Source organism: Photobacterium gaetbulicola, from assembly GCF_003025515.1.
In the GTDB taxonomy this organism is placed as follows: domain Bacteria; phylum Pseudomonadota; class Gammaproteobacteria; order Enterobacterales; family Vibrionaceae; genus Photobacterium; species Photobacterium gaetbulicola.
In genome coordinates, this window is sequence record NZ_PYME01000006.1 from 47,705 (window position 1) to 63,963 (window position 16,259).

Genomic DNA, 16,259 nt, shown 5'->3' on the forward strand with positions numbered 1-16,259 from the left:
TGCTTTTTGCTTTTTGCCTTATGGCGTTTCAACCGAGACTTCATAGCTGGTGAATTTGCGGATGTTTATGACGCCGGTGTCAAAAATCAGGTACTGGCCTTTGATCCCCAATAATATGCCTTCGACAACTGGCTCTTTGTCGAAGTTGTGCGACGCTATTTTTTTCGGGTACTCAGTGACAGGGTACTGGATCTCTACGATCTCTTCTTCAAGCTGTTCTACCGCATCCTCCCCGTATAGCTCAAGCAATTGATTAACCTTTTGGGCTACCTCCGGCAATAGGCGTTGGGCCTCTTCCTTAAGTGCGATAGGTGAATTATCCCCTTTGAGCATTGCCCGCCAATTGGTTTTGTCCGCCACTAGCTCGGCCAGTGCTATTTCGGCAAGGCCGGATATTTGGCGCGTTTTTACCTTCAAAATAGGTAATGCTTGTGTTGCACCCTGATCAATCCAGCGGGTTGGCAATTGGGTATGACGCGTGATACCGACTTTTAAGCCGGATGTATTCGATAGGTAGACATAATGGGGAACCATACAGTTCTCCTCTCCCCATTCAGGTTCACGGCATGTCCCTTGAGCGAAGTGGCAAGTTTCCGGTTTCATGATACACATGTCACAACGTGCTAATTTCTTCATGCATGGGAAGCAATGGCCTTGAGAGTAGCTTTTTTTGGTTTTCTTTCCGCAGGCATCACAATAGATATTGCCTGTGTGGGTGAGCTTGAGGTGCTTGCCAATCAGTGGGTTGAGTGGAAGTAGTTCATCGCCAACAGGCAGGTGGTATTCAACCACATTGCTGAGTTGGGATTTCATTTTACTGAGTGTTCCTAGCATGACTTTGCTCTTTTTTATGTAATGTAAATAAATGTAATCTTCAATGCCGGGTTGTTTACATGTCTGTAACCCGCTGTATCATTTCACATATGCTACCAAGTATGCAAAACCCAAGGGTGAATGCTTGGTTCGCTATAAATGGAATAATAACAAAGGGGAAGAAGTCATGAAAAAAATTCTTGTTGCAGGAGGTGTTATGCTTGCAGCCAGTGTATCTGCAACGCCTTTTGAAAAGCCCGAAGATGCAATTGAATATCGCCAAGCCGCTTTTACCATGATCGCGACTAACTTTGGTGATTTGGCAGAAATGGTTAAGGGACGCAAAGAGTGGGATCAGCAAACATTTAGCCAACGCGCCCAGTTTATTTCGCAGTTGTCCTATATGCCAGAAGAAGCTTTTAAAGTGGATGGAACGGATAAGGGCCAGACCAAAGCCAAGCCAGAAATTTGGTCTGATTGGGACGGTTTCAGTGTTAAGCTGGACAAGTTTCAAACCGATATGGCGAATTTAGCTAAAGTATCGCTAGACGGTGACGAGCGAGCGACGAAGCGTGCATTTGGTGAAGCGGCTAAAAATTGCAAGTCTTGCCATAGTGATTATAAGTATCGCTAAGCCTTGGCTTCGACGGCGTTAATGCCGGTAAGATAAAATGCAAGGAAGGTAGGTGCCAGACGTATGTCTGGCATTTTTGATCATAGCAGGTAAGCCACGACTTCCTTGCCGAGGGTAAAATAGACAATCGTGCCAATAATGAGGAAGATCCCCCAGGCAAAAAGACCGTTGGTCATCTTCGGTGCACTGTTTGTTCCTATGGCCTTCCTTCCCGTCAACATGGGCGTGACGAGGTTATCTTTGCGTAAAAAATAGAGCATTATCGCGGCAAGGTGTACGCAGATGGCACCAAGGATGAGATTGAAATTTACTGCATGGATCTCGGTGAGAAAGCTGCTTGTTTCACCGCTGACAAGATAGGCAAAGGGGCCTTCAGATATAATATCGTCGTTAGCGAATAAGCCTGTTGCCAGCTGGGCGATGAGCAGCAGCATAAAAGCAACGACCATATAAGCGCCCGCAGGATTGTGGCCTGCTGATGGGGGATTCGTCTGCTTATTGCCCCTAGTGCTAGTTGCCAAATATTGGATCACAGCTCGGGGAGATCGCACGAAGCGATGGAACTGAGCCGTTTCACTGCCGATGATGCCCCATATCAGGCGTGTAGATAACAGCGCCAACAATAGATAGGCCAGGCTAAAATGCCAGTCCATTAGTCCTTCGCTGCCGGTATACCACAAGCCTCCGACAATAAAAGCTTGTAACCAGTGATAGCCACGGATAAAACTGTCCCACACCGCGGGCTGGTTGCTGAGCGTCATGACTGATTCCTTTCGTGTAATATGCATGGGGTTTTGTTTTACGTTATTTAAACATATTGGTGGCAATAATTAACTTGTCTTTTCATTTGTTTACAGTTGTGATTTTTTACAAGCGCCATAAAAATAGGCCCCTTTCGGGGCCTAAAGTGTAGTCATGATTGCTTGTCTTAGCGGTTTTCTATCCGGTTATAATCAAGTAACCCAGCTTCAATTGGGAACATACGCTGGTTTAGCTCGTTTAACTTATCACTGAAAGACCAGAAATCCGGGCTGGTTCTACGCAATCCATACCGGTCGAGGAATTGGCGGTAATCCTCCTCGCTCTGAATGGTGTTTATCTGATTGGCTGCATCTTTTAGATCCGCCTCTTGCAGATACCAAAATGCCCTTGGATAACTGCCCAGTAGTCCTCTGACCAAAGTGACGTTATCTTGCTCGTATAGACGGTTCGACTCCTCATCGAACAGGCTAGAGATATTTTTATGTGCGCTATTGCGGATCAGGGTAAACAGCTCAGCTTGTCGGCCTGATTGGGCGGGTTCTACCATAATGAATGTCACTTCGGGCAATAAGCTCGCTTGAATTCCGCTAAGTCGGTTCAACTGGTATAAGGCTTGCGAGTTGTTTGCGTACATGCTTGATTGGGTGAAATCATAGCGGTCGGGTAATACAACTTGAAGCTTTTGTTGCAACATGCCAAATAGCTCATTCTTCGGCTGAGGTGTATGGAAGCTAATACCTGTTGGTTGTTCAAACGCGTTTATATCACCCTGAAGATAATCACTCAGGTGCTTGCCTGCTCCTTGATACCAGTAGGCCAGTTCTTGTCGGCGGACATCAGCCGGAAGGAGAGAGAGGAAGTTAGACTCGCCTTCCATACGTAAGAAGTCCATATACATACGCGTGACCAGCTGGTGGCCAAAGTTACCGTATACGTCGAAACCCGCCACCAGCAGGTAGTGGATACGCTCGAGTAGGGAATAATCAATAACCCAGGCGGTCTTGGGATGATCTCCCACGAGTCCCTTTGTTACTGTGGCACTGTCAAAATGACGGAACACCGTAAGGCTAGCATTGTCGTTGTAGCCGTCACCATCCCAGATCAAGTCTGTTGTGAGGTGCTCGCCATTCTCGAACGCATCGTTGAGAAAGGCGTTCTTTGCTTTGAGGAACCGCCCTTGTTGCTTGGCGTAAGAGATCCAGTTAGATATGGGCAGGGTGTTACTTTCGTTTTCAGCCGGTAAGCGTAAATTCTCTGCTTGTGATGCGTAAAACTCATCAACCGATGGGGTATTGGCCATTGCAGGATCAACAAAGAAGACCCAGAAGTGATCATTGATAACATTCAGCGCGAGCTGCCCACGGCATACCGGTCCTTTGATAAAGCCCATGATGGTATTCTGTGCATTGTCGATCATGAAGCGGTATCGGCTATCAACCGGTATTTGCTTAAAAGCAATCAGCGGGTTAGCTGCAATCTCCGGGTCGTAGCTAGGCAGTGAGGTTACTTCATAATCTGGTTCGATAAAGAGCGTATGCAAACGGGCAAGCTTGGCATGGTTCAGTGCATAAGGCATATGTGTTTTGTCGACAATACTCTCTCTTACCGGCTGAAAGCGATAGTAGACACGGTCGACGCCAGGATCATCGTAAGGGCGTCGAGTGGCAATGAGATCAATGGGGGTGCCTGGCGCAGTACGAGAACGAACGAGTTTGAAAAAAGTCGGCTGCCGTTCGTCGGAAAAGTAGAGATGGGAAACAAACAAGTGCTCATAGATGTAGCGGCTAGCCAGTTGTTGCTTAAGGCTACTTCCATTGAGTACAGTCTCCCACTCGGCAACTTTACCGAGGGTTTGTTGACCGGGTGCCGGTGCCGCTGTCATCATGCCACCATTGGCCAGCCAGTCCATCAACACCTGATTCTCTTCATCACTGATTTGGGGGAGGCCGTAGGGCATTCCCCACTCTGGGTAGCTTTGTTCATAGGTAGCCATTTCCTCGATGGTCGGACACTGTTGATCACGATCCAAAGAAAAATCCCACTCATCGTGATTGAGAACTTTCTGATCTGGTAAAGGGTGGGCCTGTTTTAGCTGCAGCATCCTCGCCATAACCCCAGCTTGGGTATTGGCTTCTTCCGATTGCACACGTTCATTCAGCACCGGATTAAAACCTTTCTCGCGCCATTCAGCTGTTGATTGCGCATCAATAAACATCCGGGTGGTATTGGCCGCCAAAAGGCGGGTGCCTTCATAGACTTTTTGCTTGCTGGCTCCTCGATCGACCCCTTCTGCTGATGACAGTTTCAATTGACAAGGCGCATCGTAGCAGGCGTGGCAAACCACACAGCGATTTTCAATAATGGGCTTGACCTCGTCTAGATAGTGATTGGCAATGGGAGAGTCGGCCGGTGCTAACCTTTCTTGGGGCTGGGGTTTACCATAAAGCTGATCCAGGGTAAGTCCTGCATAAACAGCGCAACCCGAGAAAAATAGCGTCAGTATCAATAGCAACGAATGTTTTTGGTGTTTGTTTTTTATACTCATTCTGTATTGTTCTTTTGTTCTACACCAGCAAATCGCGCTGGGTTAAAAGCTAATGTTATGGTTAAGTCTACCAAAACACATATCTTGCTTGTAAAAATGATTGGTTTTTATTGAATGGTGGCGGGATGTGATCAAGAAAGCAGCCCGTTAGAGCTGCATTCAATCTGTAATATGCGGATTATTGGTTAAGAAGCTGGCGTTTGTAGTTGAAAATTTTGGCGTTCTTTTCACTGTTGTGAACCCAATAAATGCCCACTTGATCATTAAGGACCAGATCAATGAAAGGCTGTTGGTAAAGTAGGTAACTATAGCCAATCGTTTTGCCCAGGAATTGATTTTTCACCTTGCTTTCGATACGTATTGCCGTCGATGTGTCTTCATTGACAAACTCATTAGGCTGGTAAGCCCAATGATACATTATAGGTTTCACTTCAATTGTAGAGATAAATGGGGACTCATTTTCTATCACGGTTAAGGCTGCAGAGCTGATCGACATAGCATGGTGGTAACCCGTGTCTTCTTCGGAAATGAAATTCAGGTATGAGAAGTTCAGCTTGTTGTCCTCATCTTGTGTGATGTAGTAATACACCACCTGCGCATCGATACCCGAGTCATCAATGAAGTTGAGAAAGACCTGAGAAGTCGGCTCTCTGGCAAGTTCGGTCTGAACAATTGGGTCTTGTCGTGATAGTGGTAGCTCCTGGAGCACTTTTAACTTGAATAGCGACCACCCATCTTCGTCGATTTGGTAGGAAAAGTCAGTCTGTGGCAGACAGTGGTTGTTTTTATCGACGCGACACCAAGCCAGTGAGTAGGAATCTTCTCCTTTAAAGGCATAGAGCTTAACGTTGTCTAATTCTGGTGCATTGTCGATTTGGTTATAGGCGAGGTGAAGCTCATCAAGTTTATTTTGGAGTTCGCCAATACCTGTTTCGCTGGTTGCAACCAGCGTGACTATGCTGGTTTGGAACATGGTGGTGCGAGTAAAGTAGTGGGGTTTGTCTGGGTATTTATACCCCGACAGCCAAAAGTGTATGCCAGTCAGCACAATTGCGAATATGGAAATAGCAACGGCTATGTATGGTAAAAAGGGAGCTGTTTTTTTAATGACTTTGGATGCCGATAAATTGGAATACTTCTCGACAGTAATTTGGGTAATCTGGTAGCCGACGCGTGGCAGTGTCTCAATGATCTCGCCTTTGGTTTTTTCCTGCAGTTTCACGCGCAAGCTGCGGATAGCTTGAAACAGAGAGGCTTCAGAGACGACGCGGTCAGGCCAGCCAGCTTTTAGCAGCTCCTCTTTTGTAACGGCGCTATTAACATGCTCAATGAGGTAGAGCAGTATGTATTGCTCCGAGAGGTTGAGCTTTTGGTTGGTTGTGTCTGACTTTATGATTCCCAGAGCGGGGATGAAAATAAGCTCATTGGTAAATTTGAACTGTTTTTGGCCAGGCATTGATACCTCAGAACCTTTTTATTTTATATTTTAATAGCTTATTGGCGTATATGCCCAAATAGGTAACGCTCGAATGATTTAAGGCGATTATTTTATCATGAAAAAAAATAATTGGTATGCGAATAATTACTTAGAGATAAAAGCAGGGAGAGCACATAGGCTCTCCCTGAAATTTAGATAATTTTCCCTGAATCAGGTTGCTTATTTCTTGAAGATCTCTTGGAACTCACGCTTCATTGGCGGGTTACGGCGAGCTTTTTTCAACTGCTTACACATGTCTTTGACACAGTTGTGAAGTACCTTATCAAGCATCACTGCTTTGTAGTCTGTGTACTCTTCATCGGTCATATCTGAAGGCTTTTCAGTTTCTTGCATTTCGCCAAGAAAATCGACACCTGAATAGCTCTGGCTTAGTGCAATCAGAGCGTGGAATTGTTCGAAGTTGTCCAGTACGTTTTGAGCACTTGCTGGTAGCTGATCCCAAGCTTCACGAGAAGTTGGCTCAGATGCTTTGTAAACGTTAATTAGCATGTCAAGAAGCTCTTCTGGCACCTCTTCAAACTCAACAACTTGGCGTAGTTCTGGTGAACAATCGTCAAGTGTGAATTTTACTTCTTCAATCGTTTGATCTTCTTTTTTCTCAATATCAGACATAGCTAATTCCTAAAGCATGATTTGGTTAAGGGAGGGAATCCTATAGCCCTTTATCTAAAAGTCAACAGGTATAGCCAATCACCCTGATGGCTTTGGCTATAAGATACCGGAACATAGCAACAAATCACGTTAATTTGCTCACGATTATCAGCGCAAGCTTTGTGAGATGATGCATAGCCCCAACGCCTGCCGCTGAAGGAAGAGTCGCCGAATACCTTGAAAAGTGATAGCTGTAACTGAGTTGCATAAACTTGTTAACCAAAACCTTACGGCATTGCATTGTGTGCTATAAATAGCTTAAGGAAAAGCCAATATCTCAATAGGATGCTTAGATGGAAGCGATGCGGATACTACTGGTAGATGATGTGCATCTTGAGAGGATGCAGTTAGCCATGAGGCTACAACGCCTCGGGCATGTGGTTGAAGCTGTCGCTTCAGGTCAGGATGCTATTGAAAAATATCCATTGTTTGATCCCGACTTGCTGTTGCTTGATGTCAGCATGCCGGATATGAGTGGAACAGAGGTTGCCGAGCAAATTCGAATCAAACATCCTGATTGGGTGCCGATTATCTTCTTAAGCGGTCACGACGAGCCTGAAATGATCGCCAAAGCAATTGATATGGGCGGGGATGACTATATTGTTAAGCCCGTAAACAACATTGTACTGGCGGCAAAACTCAAAGCCATGCAGCGCATTGCTTATATGCGTCATCAGCTTAAGGACACAACAAAAAGCCTTGAGCTAGCCAATGAAAAACTCTCTCAGCAAGTCAATGAAGATGGTCTCACCAAATTAGCAAACCGTCGTTACCTCGATACAAAACTGACCGAGTTTATTTCATGGCATGGCCGTAATAACTTTCCACTTACTTTGATTATGCTCGATGTCGATCATTTTAAGCTGTTCAATGATCATTATGGCCACATTGAAGGGGATCGTTGTTTGCAGATGGTTGCGGCGGAGCTGAAGAAAAGCTTTAGTCGAGCCGGCGAGCTGGCGGCCAGGTATGGCGGCGAAGAGTTTGTTGTTGTGCTAAGTAATTGCGATAAGACGCGCGCGGTTCGCGAGTGCGAGCGGTTAAAGCAGTGTATACAGAAACTTGAAATCCCTCATTCAAAGTCGACTACGGCTGAAATTGTGACGGTAAGTCAAGGTATGGTGTCGTGGGTACCAACGGGGCTAGAGACAGTTGATAATATGTATCAGATAGTCGACCGTGTACTCTATAAGGCCAAAGAGCAGGGGCGCAATCGCTTCGTCGCTGCAGAATTTACGTAATCTCTCACTTCTTATTCTTTGATCCAGTTAACATTTTGTGTCATATCAAGCGTTATTTGGCTGTTTTGCAGCCAAATAACTTGTTGTCTGCTTGCTGTCGCTCACTGCAATGATAATCTGCTATTTAAAGGGCAAGTCCCTGGCAGTATACATTCTCTTGAGTAGAAGCCATCCAATATACAATGACGCTCTTGTTTTCGGCTATGCTCAATGGAATTTGTATTGTAAGAAGAAAAAGGGTGAGGGGAGATCATGGATATTTGCTTTTCGCAGACAGAAGCGCGCGTGTTAGGTTGCTTGCTTGAAAAAGAGGTAACTACACCTGATCAGTACCCATTAACATTGAATGCACTGACAACGGCTTGTAACCAAAAAAGTAATCGCGAGCCTGTGATGTCGCTTGATGAAGCTACGGTGCAAGACACGCTGGAAGCATTAAAAACAAAGCGATTTGTTCAAGAAGTCACCGCGGGTTTCGGGAGTCGAGTGGCTAAATATCAGCACCGATTCTGCAACACGGAATTCAGTACTTTCCAGTTCAGTAAGCAAGAGAAGGCAATTATCTGTGTGATGTTGCTGCGTGGTCCTCAATCGCCTGGAGAGTTGCGTACCCGCACCAATCGATTGTGCAACTTTGCCGATGTCAAAGAAGTGGAAGCCGTACTGAGTACTCTATCAGAGCACCCGAAAGGGCCGTTTGTTATCCAATTGCCTAAAGAGCCGGGCAAGCGAGATTTCCGCTATATGCATCTGTTCAGTGGCGAAGTTGACATTGAAGCGTTACAACAGCAAAGCGCTGCGGTAGGAAGCCCATCGTCACCGTCTTCTGAGCGGCTGACGGCCTTGGAAGACGAGGTTGCAGAGCTTAAGAAAGAAGTGGAAGAGCTCAAGGCAATGCTTGAATCTTTAACTTCATAAGTGTCCAATAAGCGATCTATGTTGCCAGCCCAGCAATTGCTGGGCTTTTTTGTGAAGGTAGTAACTTAGCATGACGGGGTCTGAAAGCAACCAACCTGCCAATTGCGATAACCAAAAAAATAAAATGGGTGAATGGTCGGTCTATTTAATTAGGACGGCTGCCGATCAGCTGTATTGCGGTGTGACGACCGATGTAGAAAGACGGTTCAACGAGCACGTTTCTACCAAGCGGGGAGCCAAATTTTTGAAGGGCAAAGGCCCACTGCAGTTGGTATGGTCGGAGTGTGTCGGTGATAAACGACTGGCCATGCAACTTGAATATCGTATCAAGCGCCTATCGAAGTGCAAAAAGGAGCAGTTAGTTGCTCGTGGGCTTAGCGTATTTAGCTTGGTTAAGTGATGAACTGAAGTCGCTGAGAACACGTACCAATAGATAATATTTGTCTTTTTTTAACTTAAATTCATTTGTTGATTGATATTTGCGCGTATGTCAGGCAATTGAAATTGAACCTTCTCCTTGTTCAAACTACACTGCGTTTATCATTTTTATATTATTATTTTATTTTCCCAGGATAATTTTATGGCACTTAAAGCCACTATCTACAAAGCCCAGTTCAATGTTGCTGATCTAGATCGCCATGTTTACATCGACCAGCAGCACACCTTGGCGTGCCACCCATCAGAGACCCTACAACGTTTGATGCTTAGACTCATAGCATGGGGGTTTAATGCTGATGAGGAATTGCAGTTCACTAAGGGGCTTTGTGAAGCCGATGAGCCAGCGCTTTGGCAGAAAAACCTTAGTGATGAAATTGAACTATGGATTGATCTGGGCCTGCCAGACGAGAAGCGTTTGAAGAAAGCTGCTCACAAGGCAAAAAAAGTCATTATTGTTGCTTATGGTGACAATGCGGCCCCGGTTTGGTGGAAGCAGCATCAGGCAAAAGTAAGCCAGTACGGTAATATCTCCGTGGTGTTTTTCAATGACGAAACGCTAGCGGAATTAGAAACACTGGTTGAGCGAACTATGAACCTTCAGCTAACCATTGAAGCTGAGCAGGGTTGGTTGATGGCCGGTGATAAAAGCTGTACCTTGGCGCCAGAGTGGTGGCTTCGCTAATACCGCTCTATCGCTGTCGAATGTCACGCATCAGTCACAGAATCCTTGCATCATAGCCTTTTAGGGTACGTTTTCGCGATTTCAGCAATAAGGAGTATTGCAATGGCATCAAGTGTGCATGCTTTAGCAACAAAAGTGTGGAATTATCATCATCTTAATAACACGCTCTCGCCAAGCGACTGCATTTTTGTATTATGTAGTAACGACATTCGAGTCGCCGAGCATGCAGCAAGATTGTTTCTCGATGGCTATGCCCCATACATCGTTTTTTCTGGCGGTGAAGGTGAATTGACGCGGGGGATGTTCAAGGGGTCAGAGGCTGAAGCGTTTGCAGAAGTGGCTATGGATATGGGTGTGCCGGAGCATGCCATTCTGATTGAGCCTCAATCCACCAATACCGGTGAAAATGTCCAGTTTACCCGAGCCTTGCTTGAGGTGAAGGGGTTAGATCCTTCCTGTTTTATCATCGTGCAAAAGCCGTTTATGGAACGGCGTGCTTACGCTACATTCCAGCAGAACTGGCCAGGTAAGAAGGTACTTGTATCTTCGCCGCCGATTGGTTTTGACGAATACCCCAACGAGACATTGTCATACAGCGATGTGATTAATGTCATGCTCGGAGATCTACAGCGAATAAGGGTCTATCCGTCTTATGGCTACTCGGTAGAGCAAGACATTCCTGATGAGGTTTGGCAGGCTTATCAACAATTGGTTGAGCTGGGCTTCGAGGAACACCTACTTGGCTAGGATTGAATCGGTTTTGTATTGCCGTTAAAAAAGCCCTGTTTCAAAAGACAGGGCTTTTATTTTGTTTATTGCTTTTTATCGCGCAGCATTCATGCCCTGCTCCCAGAAAGCGACTTCCATACGGGTAGCGGTTTTGAATATTTCACATAGGCGCTGGCCTCGTTGACTTTCAAGCGGAATTTCTTCCAGCATGGTATCCAAACGGCGAATGGTTTCTGCGACCCCAGATTGATACTCTTCACCACTGTAGAGTTCAACCCAGCTGCGATATGGGTTACCTTCAAGTTTGGTTTCAGACCATTTTTTTAGCCGCTGTCCCACAACCGCATAGCCAATCGCGCAGGGTGCCAGAGCTGTAAATAGGTCGGTGCGATCGCCAGCCATACCCGTATCTAATACATAACGGGTGTAACAGACGGTGCCGAAATCTTCGGGCTCAGCTTCCATCTCTGTGGCTGACAGCCCCCAGCTTTGGCAATACTCAATGTGATGATTCATCTCCGACTCAAGCAATGCATTCAAGCCTGGTAGTGGCTCTCGCATCTCAGCCAAGGTTGAGGATTTGAAGATAGCGAGGGCGTATGCTCGGGCATAGTGTTTTAAGAACAAATAATCTTGTTTCAGGTAGTGGAAAAAGGCGTACTTGTTCAAATCACCTGTCGCCAGCTGATTGACAAATTCGTGCTCGGTGTAATCGCCCCAGTCTTGTTGGCAATGGTTGATCAGATCTTGATACTTCATGGTGTGTCCTTGTTCGCGAAATGCATTACGCTTAATACGTCAGCACGTAATCTTTGGCTTTTGGTAGTGTTTTTATGATGTTGTGCTGTTTCATGAACTCGGCGTATTCATCATAGCGCTTTAGCTCTACCGCTCCCGGGCGAAGGGCAAAGCGAGTAAGAGTATCTTCCCAGGCTCGACGGTTGAGATCGTTGTCCAGCGTATCTGGCGAGTAGGCAACGAACTCTTTCCATGCCTGTTCCGGGTGGTTGATCAGGTATACCGTTGCTTTTTCGATAGCTGTGTTGAACTTGTTAATGGTCTCTGGGTTGTATTTGTGCTTATTGGCAACAAAAATAAGCTCGTCGTACGGTGGCACACCGTGCTCTTCCGGGTAGAAGGCCGTTGCGTCGTAGCCTTCGATTGCGAGTTGGTTAAGCTCGAAGTTGCGCAAGCCGCCCCAAATGGCATCCACTTTTCCAGAAGCCAGCGAAGAGGATAGTGCCCAACCAACATTGATAATTTTTACGCTATCCATATCCACACCTTCTGAGCGAAGCATGGTACCTACAGTAGCATCTTCGTTCCCGCCAATTGCGACGCCGATGTTTTTACCTTTCAAATCAGCCAGTGATTTAATTCCTGACTTGTCCAGTACGATCAGGGAGTTCAGCGGGCCCGAGATCAATGTGGCTGAACGCACCAGAGGAAGGTCTGCAGCTGTGCTGGAGATAAGCGTGCTCTGGTAAGACACTGCAAGATCACTTCGGCCTGCGGCCACCAGCTTATCCGGCACACTTGGATCCGCGGGTTCTTGAATTTGAACCTGCAAACCCTGTTCAGCAAACCACCCTTTTTCTTGAGCTAGAATAATCGGGCCGTGGTTGGGGTTGACGAACCAGTCCAACATGAGAGTGACTTTTTCTTGTGCCGACGAGCTGAAGGATGCCAGCATAAGTGCTGCGGCAGCAATAAGATGCGGTTTACCCGCTGAATAAAGAGTGGCTTTCATTTTATTTCCTTGTTGTTGAGCGAAGAAAAACATTCCGTTAATTAACTATTGGCTCTGCCATGGAATGGCTTTCTTTAATAAAAAGTCGGTGATGAAGTACAGGCTGATGGAGAAAAAGGCCAAGATAAACAATGCGGCAAACATCTCATCGACAAACATCCGTGCATTGGCTTGGAGCATGAGGTAGCCCAGTCCTTCACTTGAGCCTACCCATTCGCCGATGACTGCACCAATGGGGGCAACGACAACCGCAACCCGTACCCCTGAAGCTAAAGCAGGCAGGGCTGCGGGAAGACGGATTTGCCATAGCTGTTGCCAGCGGGTCGCCCCCATGGTCATTGCCAAGTCCAGGTAGCCTTTGGGGGTATGGCGAAGTCCGTCATAGCAGCAGGTGGTGACCGGGAAAAAGATGATCAAAGCTGCCATGACAATTTTTGATGCCATGCCGTATCCAAGCCACAGCATGAGAATGGGCGCAATAGCGAATACCGGTATGGCCTGGCTGGTGATCAATACTGGCAGGAGCCAACGGCGCAAAGGCTCGAATAGCAGCATTTGCAGAGCGAAAAATAGCCCCATAGCCAAGCCCAGAAGAAGGCCGAATACGACTTCTGTTCCTGTGACAATGGTATGATGCCAGAGTACATCCGCGCGTTCGACCAGCTTGGACAGCACGGCGACGGGGCCAGGCAAGATAAAGGGGGGCAAGCCGAACAGTACCACGCAGGCCTGCCACAACCCCAAGATGATCGCCATGCTGGTGACAAAGCGGGTAATTGGCCATGACAAGACGGTACTGTTTCCCTTGCGAAACGCCTGACTAACGGCCTGCTGCTCTAGCATGGGGTTTGGTAGCTTTGACGATAGGACAGGTTCAGGCATAGTCATTCTCCAGCTGGTTGATAATTCCTTGCTGGTGGGCAGCAAGTTCGCCGTCAAATTGCCTTGGTGGGGGACCAGACGGGATCGGCAAGGCACTCATTGAGGCTGGTGAGCCTGCCATCATGTAGATATGGTGCCCAAGACGAAGTGCCTCTTGCGGATCATGGGTTATCAACAAGACGGTTTTTCCAGCAAGCAGGCGTGCAGACAGTGACTGTAGTTTATGGCGGGTTACGGCATCGAGTGCTGAAAAGGGCTCATCCATCAATACTACGGGTTTGTCTTGCATCAAGGTACGGGCCAGAGCGACACGTTGGCGCATCCCCCCTGAGAGCTGGTTAGGCATGACCTCGGCTTTGTCAGCCAACCCCACCGCATCGAGCAATGCCATGGCTTTCGGTATATTGGCGTCTTGACTAGCGCCGAAGCGGGTACTCAAGCAGACATTGCCAAGGACATTGAGCCATGGCAACAGCAGATCTTGTTGTGCCATATAGGCAAGATTGCCAGCCAACGGCCAATCATTGCTGGTGGTTATCGAACCGCTCCAGGCAACGTTGTCCTCGAGAAGCCCTGCCAGGTGGCGAAGCAGAGTAGTCTTCCCACAACCACTTTTACCGAGCAGGCAAGTCCATTGCCCAGCCGGAAGCTTAATATCTAACTGGTTGAACAGAGGAGAATGGGCATCATTGTACCTAAGTGTTAATTGCTCGATACAGACTGTCATTCCCTTGGTATGAGCCGTAAAAGTCTTGTTCATCGGTGTAACGCTTCCATGTTTACTCGGGCTTAAAATGGCCAGCAAAGAAATGGTTTACCGGGCCGTGACCAGCGCCAATCTGGAGAGCATCTGCATTTTCGATTGCTTTGGTTATGTAGGTTTTGGCATGCTTAACGGCTTCTTCTAGCGGATACGCCTGAGCAAGGAAAGAAGCCGTAGCAGCTGACAGGGTGCACCCGGTACCGTGCGTATTGCGGGTTGCGATTCGCGGCGTGCTCATACGCACGACATCATTTTCGAGGATCAGCAAATCAGTACTGGAGGTGTCATTTTCCAAGTGGCCCCCTTTTAGCAGAATCGAACGGGACCCGATTGCTCGTAAAGCAGAGATCATGTCAGCCATTTGCTGCTCGTTCTCTGGCAGGCGGCTGCTAATCAGCGCAGCAGCCTCAGGCAGGTTTGGGGTGATCACATCGGCAAGCGGAAGCAGCTCGTCTTTTAGCGTTGAGATGGCATCCTGTTCAAGCAGCAAGTCGCCGCTTGTTGCCACCATAACCGGGTCTACTACCAAAAATCTCGGTTGGTATTGGCGCAGCTTGCTAGCGACCATACGAATAATATTCGCATCACTTAACATGCCAATTTTTACCGCTTTAACATCGAGATCGGTAAAGACAGCATCCAGTTGTTGCTCTACAAAGGCCGGGTCAATGGCCTGGATACCGGAGACACCTTGAGTGTTCTGTGCGGTTAGGGCGGTGATTACCGAGCAGGCATAGCCACCTGTCGCTGAGATTGCTTTGATATCGGCCTGGATACCAGCTCCGCCGCCACTGTCAGAGCCAGCAATGGTAAGGGTAATAGGAGTGTTTGATGATATTGGCATAACTACCTCTAATTTTAGACGCAAGGTAGCCGTTGCCATCGACCCTATATAAGGGGCGAAATAGAGCAGTCTAGCTAGTTCCCTACGCCATTATTAAATGGATCAGGTTCAACGGGTCCCACTACGTGGTCTCAGCGCTTGGCTCCCCGACTAACGGATAAATTTTGTTTATTCGGTCAAAAACAGATATTGACCTTAAAAAAGTTTTTTCTGGCATATCTGCCTGAAGATGCGAGTAATCTAAACATGTTTTTTACCGCAGAGCAAACATGTTAGGAATAAAATGAGGGGGAAAGGAGAAAAACAGGAGGGGAGACAGGCAGCCATGAGATGGCTGCCCATTCAATTACATTTTTTTGCAGTATGCTGCGATGATAACCATGTTGGTGCCTGCAGCTTTGCCTGTAATATGCAGTGGGTTATCTGTCAGGCGGATTCCACGTACAGCTGTACCTTGTTTGATCACAAGGTTTGAGCCTTTAACTGGTAGATCCTTGATGATGGTTACGTTGTCACCAGCCTCAAGTGGTGTACCGTTTACATCAACGGTTTTAATTGCATCTAGCTCAGCAAGGGCGATACCTTTCTCTGCCCACTCGATCATGTCTTCTTCCATGTACATCATATCTAGCAGGTCTTGTGCCCAGGTTTCAGAAGATAGACGTTTAAGTAGGCGGTAAGCCATAACCTGAACCGCTGGCTCCTGGCTCCACATGCTGTCGTTTAGGCAACGCCAGTGGTTCTGATCCAGTGTTTCTGCGTCTTCGATTTCTGTACGGCAAGTACCGCATACCATCACACAGCTACCTGCGGTTTGGTCAGGAGAAGCAGGTACTTCGTAAACGCTCAGACTGTCTTCTGAACCACATAGTTCACACTTAGCGCCAGCGCGCTCTTTAACGATAGATTCAATGCTCATAGGAATATTCCAAGGAAGTGTAATGGTGTTCCTTACCCATACGGGTAATTGTTCGGTTTATTATGCCATTTAATTTTGAGAAGAAAAGGAATGAAGATCAAGATCACAATACTCTCATCTATTTACGGACAAAAAACAGCCGAATTAAAAAGTTAAGTAAAAATAATGCAACAAAATTGTAGGGTGTAAT

Annotated in this window: 16 protein-coding genes, 1 pseudogene and 1 riboswitch; of the genes and pseudogenes, 6 read left to right on the top strand and 11 right to left on the bottom strand. The window is 46.9% G+C overall.

What is annotated here, in order from left to right; genetic code table 11:
- Nucleotides 1-18: 18 nt before the first annotated feature.
- Nucleotides 19-834 carry a DUF2797 domain-containing protein gene (locus C9J03_RS06800; RefSeq protein WP_044621215.1) on the bottom strand — a complete coding sequence of 272 codons (816 nt, stop codon included), beginning with the start codon at nt 832-834 and terminating at the stop codon, nt 19-21.
- A gap of 166 nt (nt 835-1,000) precedes the next feature.
- Here C9J03_RS06800 and C9J03_RS06805 point away from each other — a divergent pair, with 166 nt between their 5' ends.
- Nucleotides 1,001-1,447 (top strand): c-type cytochrome, encoded by a 447-nt coding sequence (locus tag C9J03_RS06805; protein ID WP_044621927.1) that lies wholly within the window; start codon nt 1,001-1,003, stop codon nt 1,445-1,447.
- 80 nt (nt 1,448-1,527) lie between these two features.
- On the opposite strand, the gene C9J03_RS06810 is transcribed toward C9J03_RS06805, so the two are convergent.
- The 4 genes from C9J03_RS06810 to C9J03_RS06825 form a co-directional block, all read right to left on the bottom strand.
- The gene (locus C9J03_RS06810) at nt 1,528-2,208 is read right to left on the bottom strand and encodes a cytochrome b/b6 domain-containing protein (RefSeq protein WP_044621214.1); all 681 of its coding nucleotides are present in this window, start codon (nt 2,206-2,208) and stop codon (nt 1,528-1,530) included.
- Nucleotides 2,209-2,375: 167 nt separating this feature from the next.
- Nucleotides 2,376-4,754, bottom strand: a complete 2,379-nt coding sequence (locus C9J03_RS06815; RefSeq protein WP_044621213.1) for a fatty acid cis/trans isomerase — start codon at nt 4,752-4,754, stop codon at nt 2,376-2,378.
- A gap of 178 nt (nt 4,755-4,932) precedes the next feature.
- Entirely contained in the window at nt 4,933-6,210 is a 1,278-nt protein-coding gene (locus tag C9J03_RS06820) for a winged helix-turn-helix domain-containing protein (protein ID WP_044621212.1), read from the bottom strand.
- Nucleotides 6,211-6,411: 201 nt separating this feature from the next.
- On the bottom strand, nt 6,412-6,864 hold the full coding sequence (locus C9J03_RS06825) for a DUF3069 domain-containing protein (RefSeq protein WP_039466580.1): 453 nt from the start codon (nt 6,862-6,864) through the stop codon (nt 6,412-6,414).
- A 332-nt stretch (nt 6,865-7,196) separates the two neighbouring features.
- Between C9J03_RS06825 and C9J03_RS06830 the strand changes: the two genes are divergently transcribed.
- The 5 genes from C9J03_RS06830 (at nt 7,197) to C9J03_RS06850 (ending at nt 10,929) form a co-directional block, all read left to right on the top strand.
- Nucleotides 7,197-8,144 (top strand): GGDEF domain-containing response regulator, encoded by a 948-nt coding sequence (locus C9J03_RS06830; RefSeq protein ID WP_044621211.1) that lies wholly within the window; start codon nt 7,197-7,199, stop codon nt 8,142-8,144.
- 252 nt (nt 8,145-8,396) lie between these two features.
- A complete protein-coding gene (locus C9J03_RS06835; protein WP_044621210.1) occupies nt 8,397-9,062 on the top strand; it encodes a YceH family protein in 666 nt (221 codons plus the stop codon).
- Nucleotides 9,063-9,186: 124 nt separating this feature from the next.
- Nucleotides 9,187-9,462 carry a GIY-YIG nuclease family protein gene (locus tag C9J03_RS06840; protein ID WP_044621926.1) on the top strand — a complete coding sequence of 92 codons (276 nt, stop codon included), beginning with the start codon at nt 9,187-9,189 and terminating at the stop codon, nt 9,460-9,462.
- Between the two features lie 180 nt (nt 9,463-9,642).
- Nucleotides 9,643-10,182, top strand: coding sequence for a YaeQ family protein (locus tag C9J03_RS06845; protein WP_044621209.1), 540 nt, complete (start codon nt 9,643-9,645; stop codon nt 10,180-10,182).
- A 102-nt stretch (nt 10,183-10,284) separates the two neighbouring features.
- Nucleotides 10,285-10,929, top strand: a complete 645-nt coding sequence (locus C9J03_RS06850) for a YdcF family protein (RefSeq protein WP_044621208.1) — start codon at nt 10,285-10,287, stop codon at nt 10,927-10,929.
- Nucleotides 10,930-11,004: 75 nt separating this feature from the next.
- On the opposite strand, the gene tenA is transcribed toward C9J03_RS06850, so the two are convergent.
- The 6 genes and pseudogenes from tenA to C9J03_RS06880 all read right to left on the bottom strand — a co-directional run bounded on the left by tenA (nt 11,005) and on the right by C9J03_RS06880 (nt 16,069).
- Entirely contained in the window at nt 11,005-11,670 is a 666-nt protein-coding gene (tenA, locus tag C9J03_RS06855) for a thiaminase II (protein ID WP_044621207.1), read from the bottom strand.
- Between the two features lie 31 nt (nt 11,671-11,701).
- Nucleotides 11,702-12,661 (bottom strand): ABC transporter substrate-binding protein, encoded by a 960-nt coding sequence (locus C9J03_RS06860; protein ID WP_044621206.1) that lies wholly within the window; start codon nt 12,659-12,661, stop codon nt 11,702-11,704.
- A 45-nt stretch (nt 12,662-12,706) separates the two neighbouring features.
- Nucleotides 12,707-13,420 (bottom strand): annotated as a pseudogene (locus C9J03_RS06865) (ABC transporter permease); the annotation flags it as partial.
- 115 nt (nt 13,421-13,535) lie between these two features.
- Nucleotides 13,536-14,303 (bottom strand): ABC transporter ATP-binding protein, encoded by a 768-nt coding sequence (locus tag C9J03_RS06870; RefSeq protein WP_044621205.1) that lies wholly within the window; start codon nt 14,301-14,303, stop codon nt 13,536-13,538.
- 19 nt (nt 14,304-14,322) lie between these two features.
- Nucleotides 14,323-15,150, bottom strand: coding sequence for a bifunctional hydroxymethylpyrimidine kinase/phosphomethylpyrimidine kinase (gene thiD / locus C9J03_RS06875; RefSeq protein ID WP_082060482.1), 828 nt, complete (start codon nt 15,148-15,150; stop codon nt 14,323-14,325).
- A gap of 62 nt (nt 15,151-15,212) precedes the next feature.
- Nucleotides 15,213-15,309: riboswitch (TPP riboswitch) on the bottom strand.
- A 187-nt stretch (nt 15,310-15,496) separates the two neighbouring features.
- Nucleotides 15,497-16,069, bottom strand: coding sequence for a PhnA domain-containing protein (locus C9J03_RS06880; protein WP_039466551.1), 573 nt, complete (start codon nt 16,067-16,069; stop codon nt 15,497-15,499).
- Nucleotides 16,070-16,259 lie beyond the last annotated feature (190 nt).

What these genes read in the sequence shown, in the direction of transcription:
- C9J03_RS06800 (WP_044621215.1), bottom strand. Translation starts at nt 834, where the DNA reads ATGCTAGGAACACTCAGTAAAATGAAATCCCAACTCAGCAATGTGGTT.
- C9J03_RS06805 (WP_044621927.1), top strand. Translation starts at nt 1,001, where the DNA reads ATGAAAAAAATTCTTGTTGCAGGAGGTGTTATGCTTGCAGCCAGTGTA.
- C9J03_RS06810 (WP_044621214.1), bottom strand. Translation starts at nt 2,208, where the DNA reads ATGACGCTCAGCAACCAGCCCGCGGTGTGGGACAGTTTTATCCGTGGC.
- C9J03_RS06815 (WP_044621213.1), bottom strand. Translation starts at nt 4,754, where the DNA reads ATGAGTATAAAAAACAAACACCAAAAACATTCGTTGCTATTGATACTG.
- C9J03_RS06820 (WP_044621212.1), bottom strand. Translation starts at nt 6,210, where the DNA reads ATGCCTGGCCAAAAACAGTTCAAATTTACCAATGAGCTTATTTTCATC.
- C9J03_RS06825 (WP_039466580.1), bottom strand. Translation starts at nt 6,864, where the DNA reads ATGTCTGATATTGAGAAAAAAGAAGATCAAACGATTGAAGAAGTAAAA.
- C9J03_RS06830 (WP_044621211.1), top strand. Translation starts at nt 7,197, where the DNA reads ATGGAAGCGATGCGGATACTACTGGTAGATGATGTGCATCTTGAGAGG.
- C9J03_RS06835 (WP_044621210.1), top strand. Translation starts at nt 8,397, where the DNA reads ATGGATATTTGCTTTTCGCAGACAGAAGCGCGCGTGTTAGGTTGCTTG.
- C9J03_RS06840 (WP_044621926.1), top strand. Translation starts at nt 9,187, where the DNA reads ATGGGTGAATGGTCGGTCTATTTAATTAGGACGGCTGCCGATCAGCTG.
- C9J03_RS06845 (WP_044621209.1), top strand. Translation starts at nt 9,643, where the DNA reads ATGGCACTTAAAGCCACTATCTACAAAGCCCAGTTCAATGTTGCTGAT.
- C9J03_RS06850 (WP_044621208.1), top strand. Translation starts at nt 10,285, where the DNA reads ATGGCATCAAGTGTGCATGCTTTAGCAACAAAAGTGTGGAATTATCAT.
- tenA (WP_044621207.1), bottom strand. Translation starts at nt 11,670, where the DNA reads ATGAAGTATCAAGATCTGATCAACCATTGCCAACAAGACTGGGGCGAT.
- C9J03_RS06860 (WP_044621206.1), bottom strand. Translation starts at nt 12,661, where the DNA reads ATGAAAGCCACTCTTTATTCAGCGGGTAAACCGCATCTTATTGCTGCC.
- C9J03_RS06870 (WP_044621205.1), bottom strand. Translation starts at nt 14,303, where the DNA reads ATGAACAAGACTTTTACGGCTCATACCAAGGGAATGACAGTCTGTATC.
- thiD (WP_082060482.1), bottom strand. Translation starts at nt 15,150, where the DNA reads ATGCCAATATCATCAAACACTCCTATTACCCTTACCATTGCTGGCTCT.
- C9J03_RS06880 (WP_039466551.1), bottom strand. Translation starts at nt 16,069, where the DNA reads ATGAGCATTGAATCTATCGTTAAAGAGCGCGCTGGCGCTAAGTGTGAA.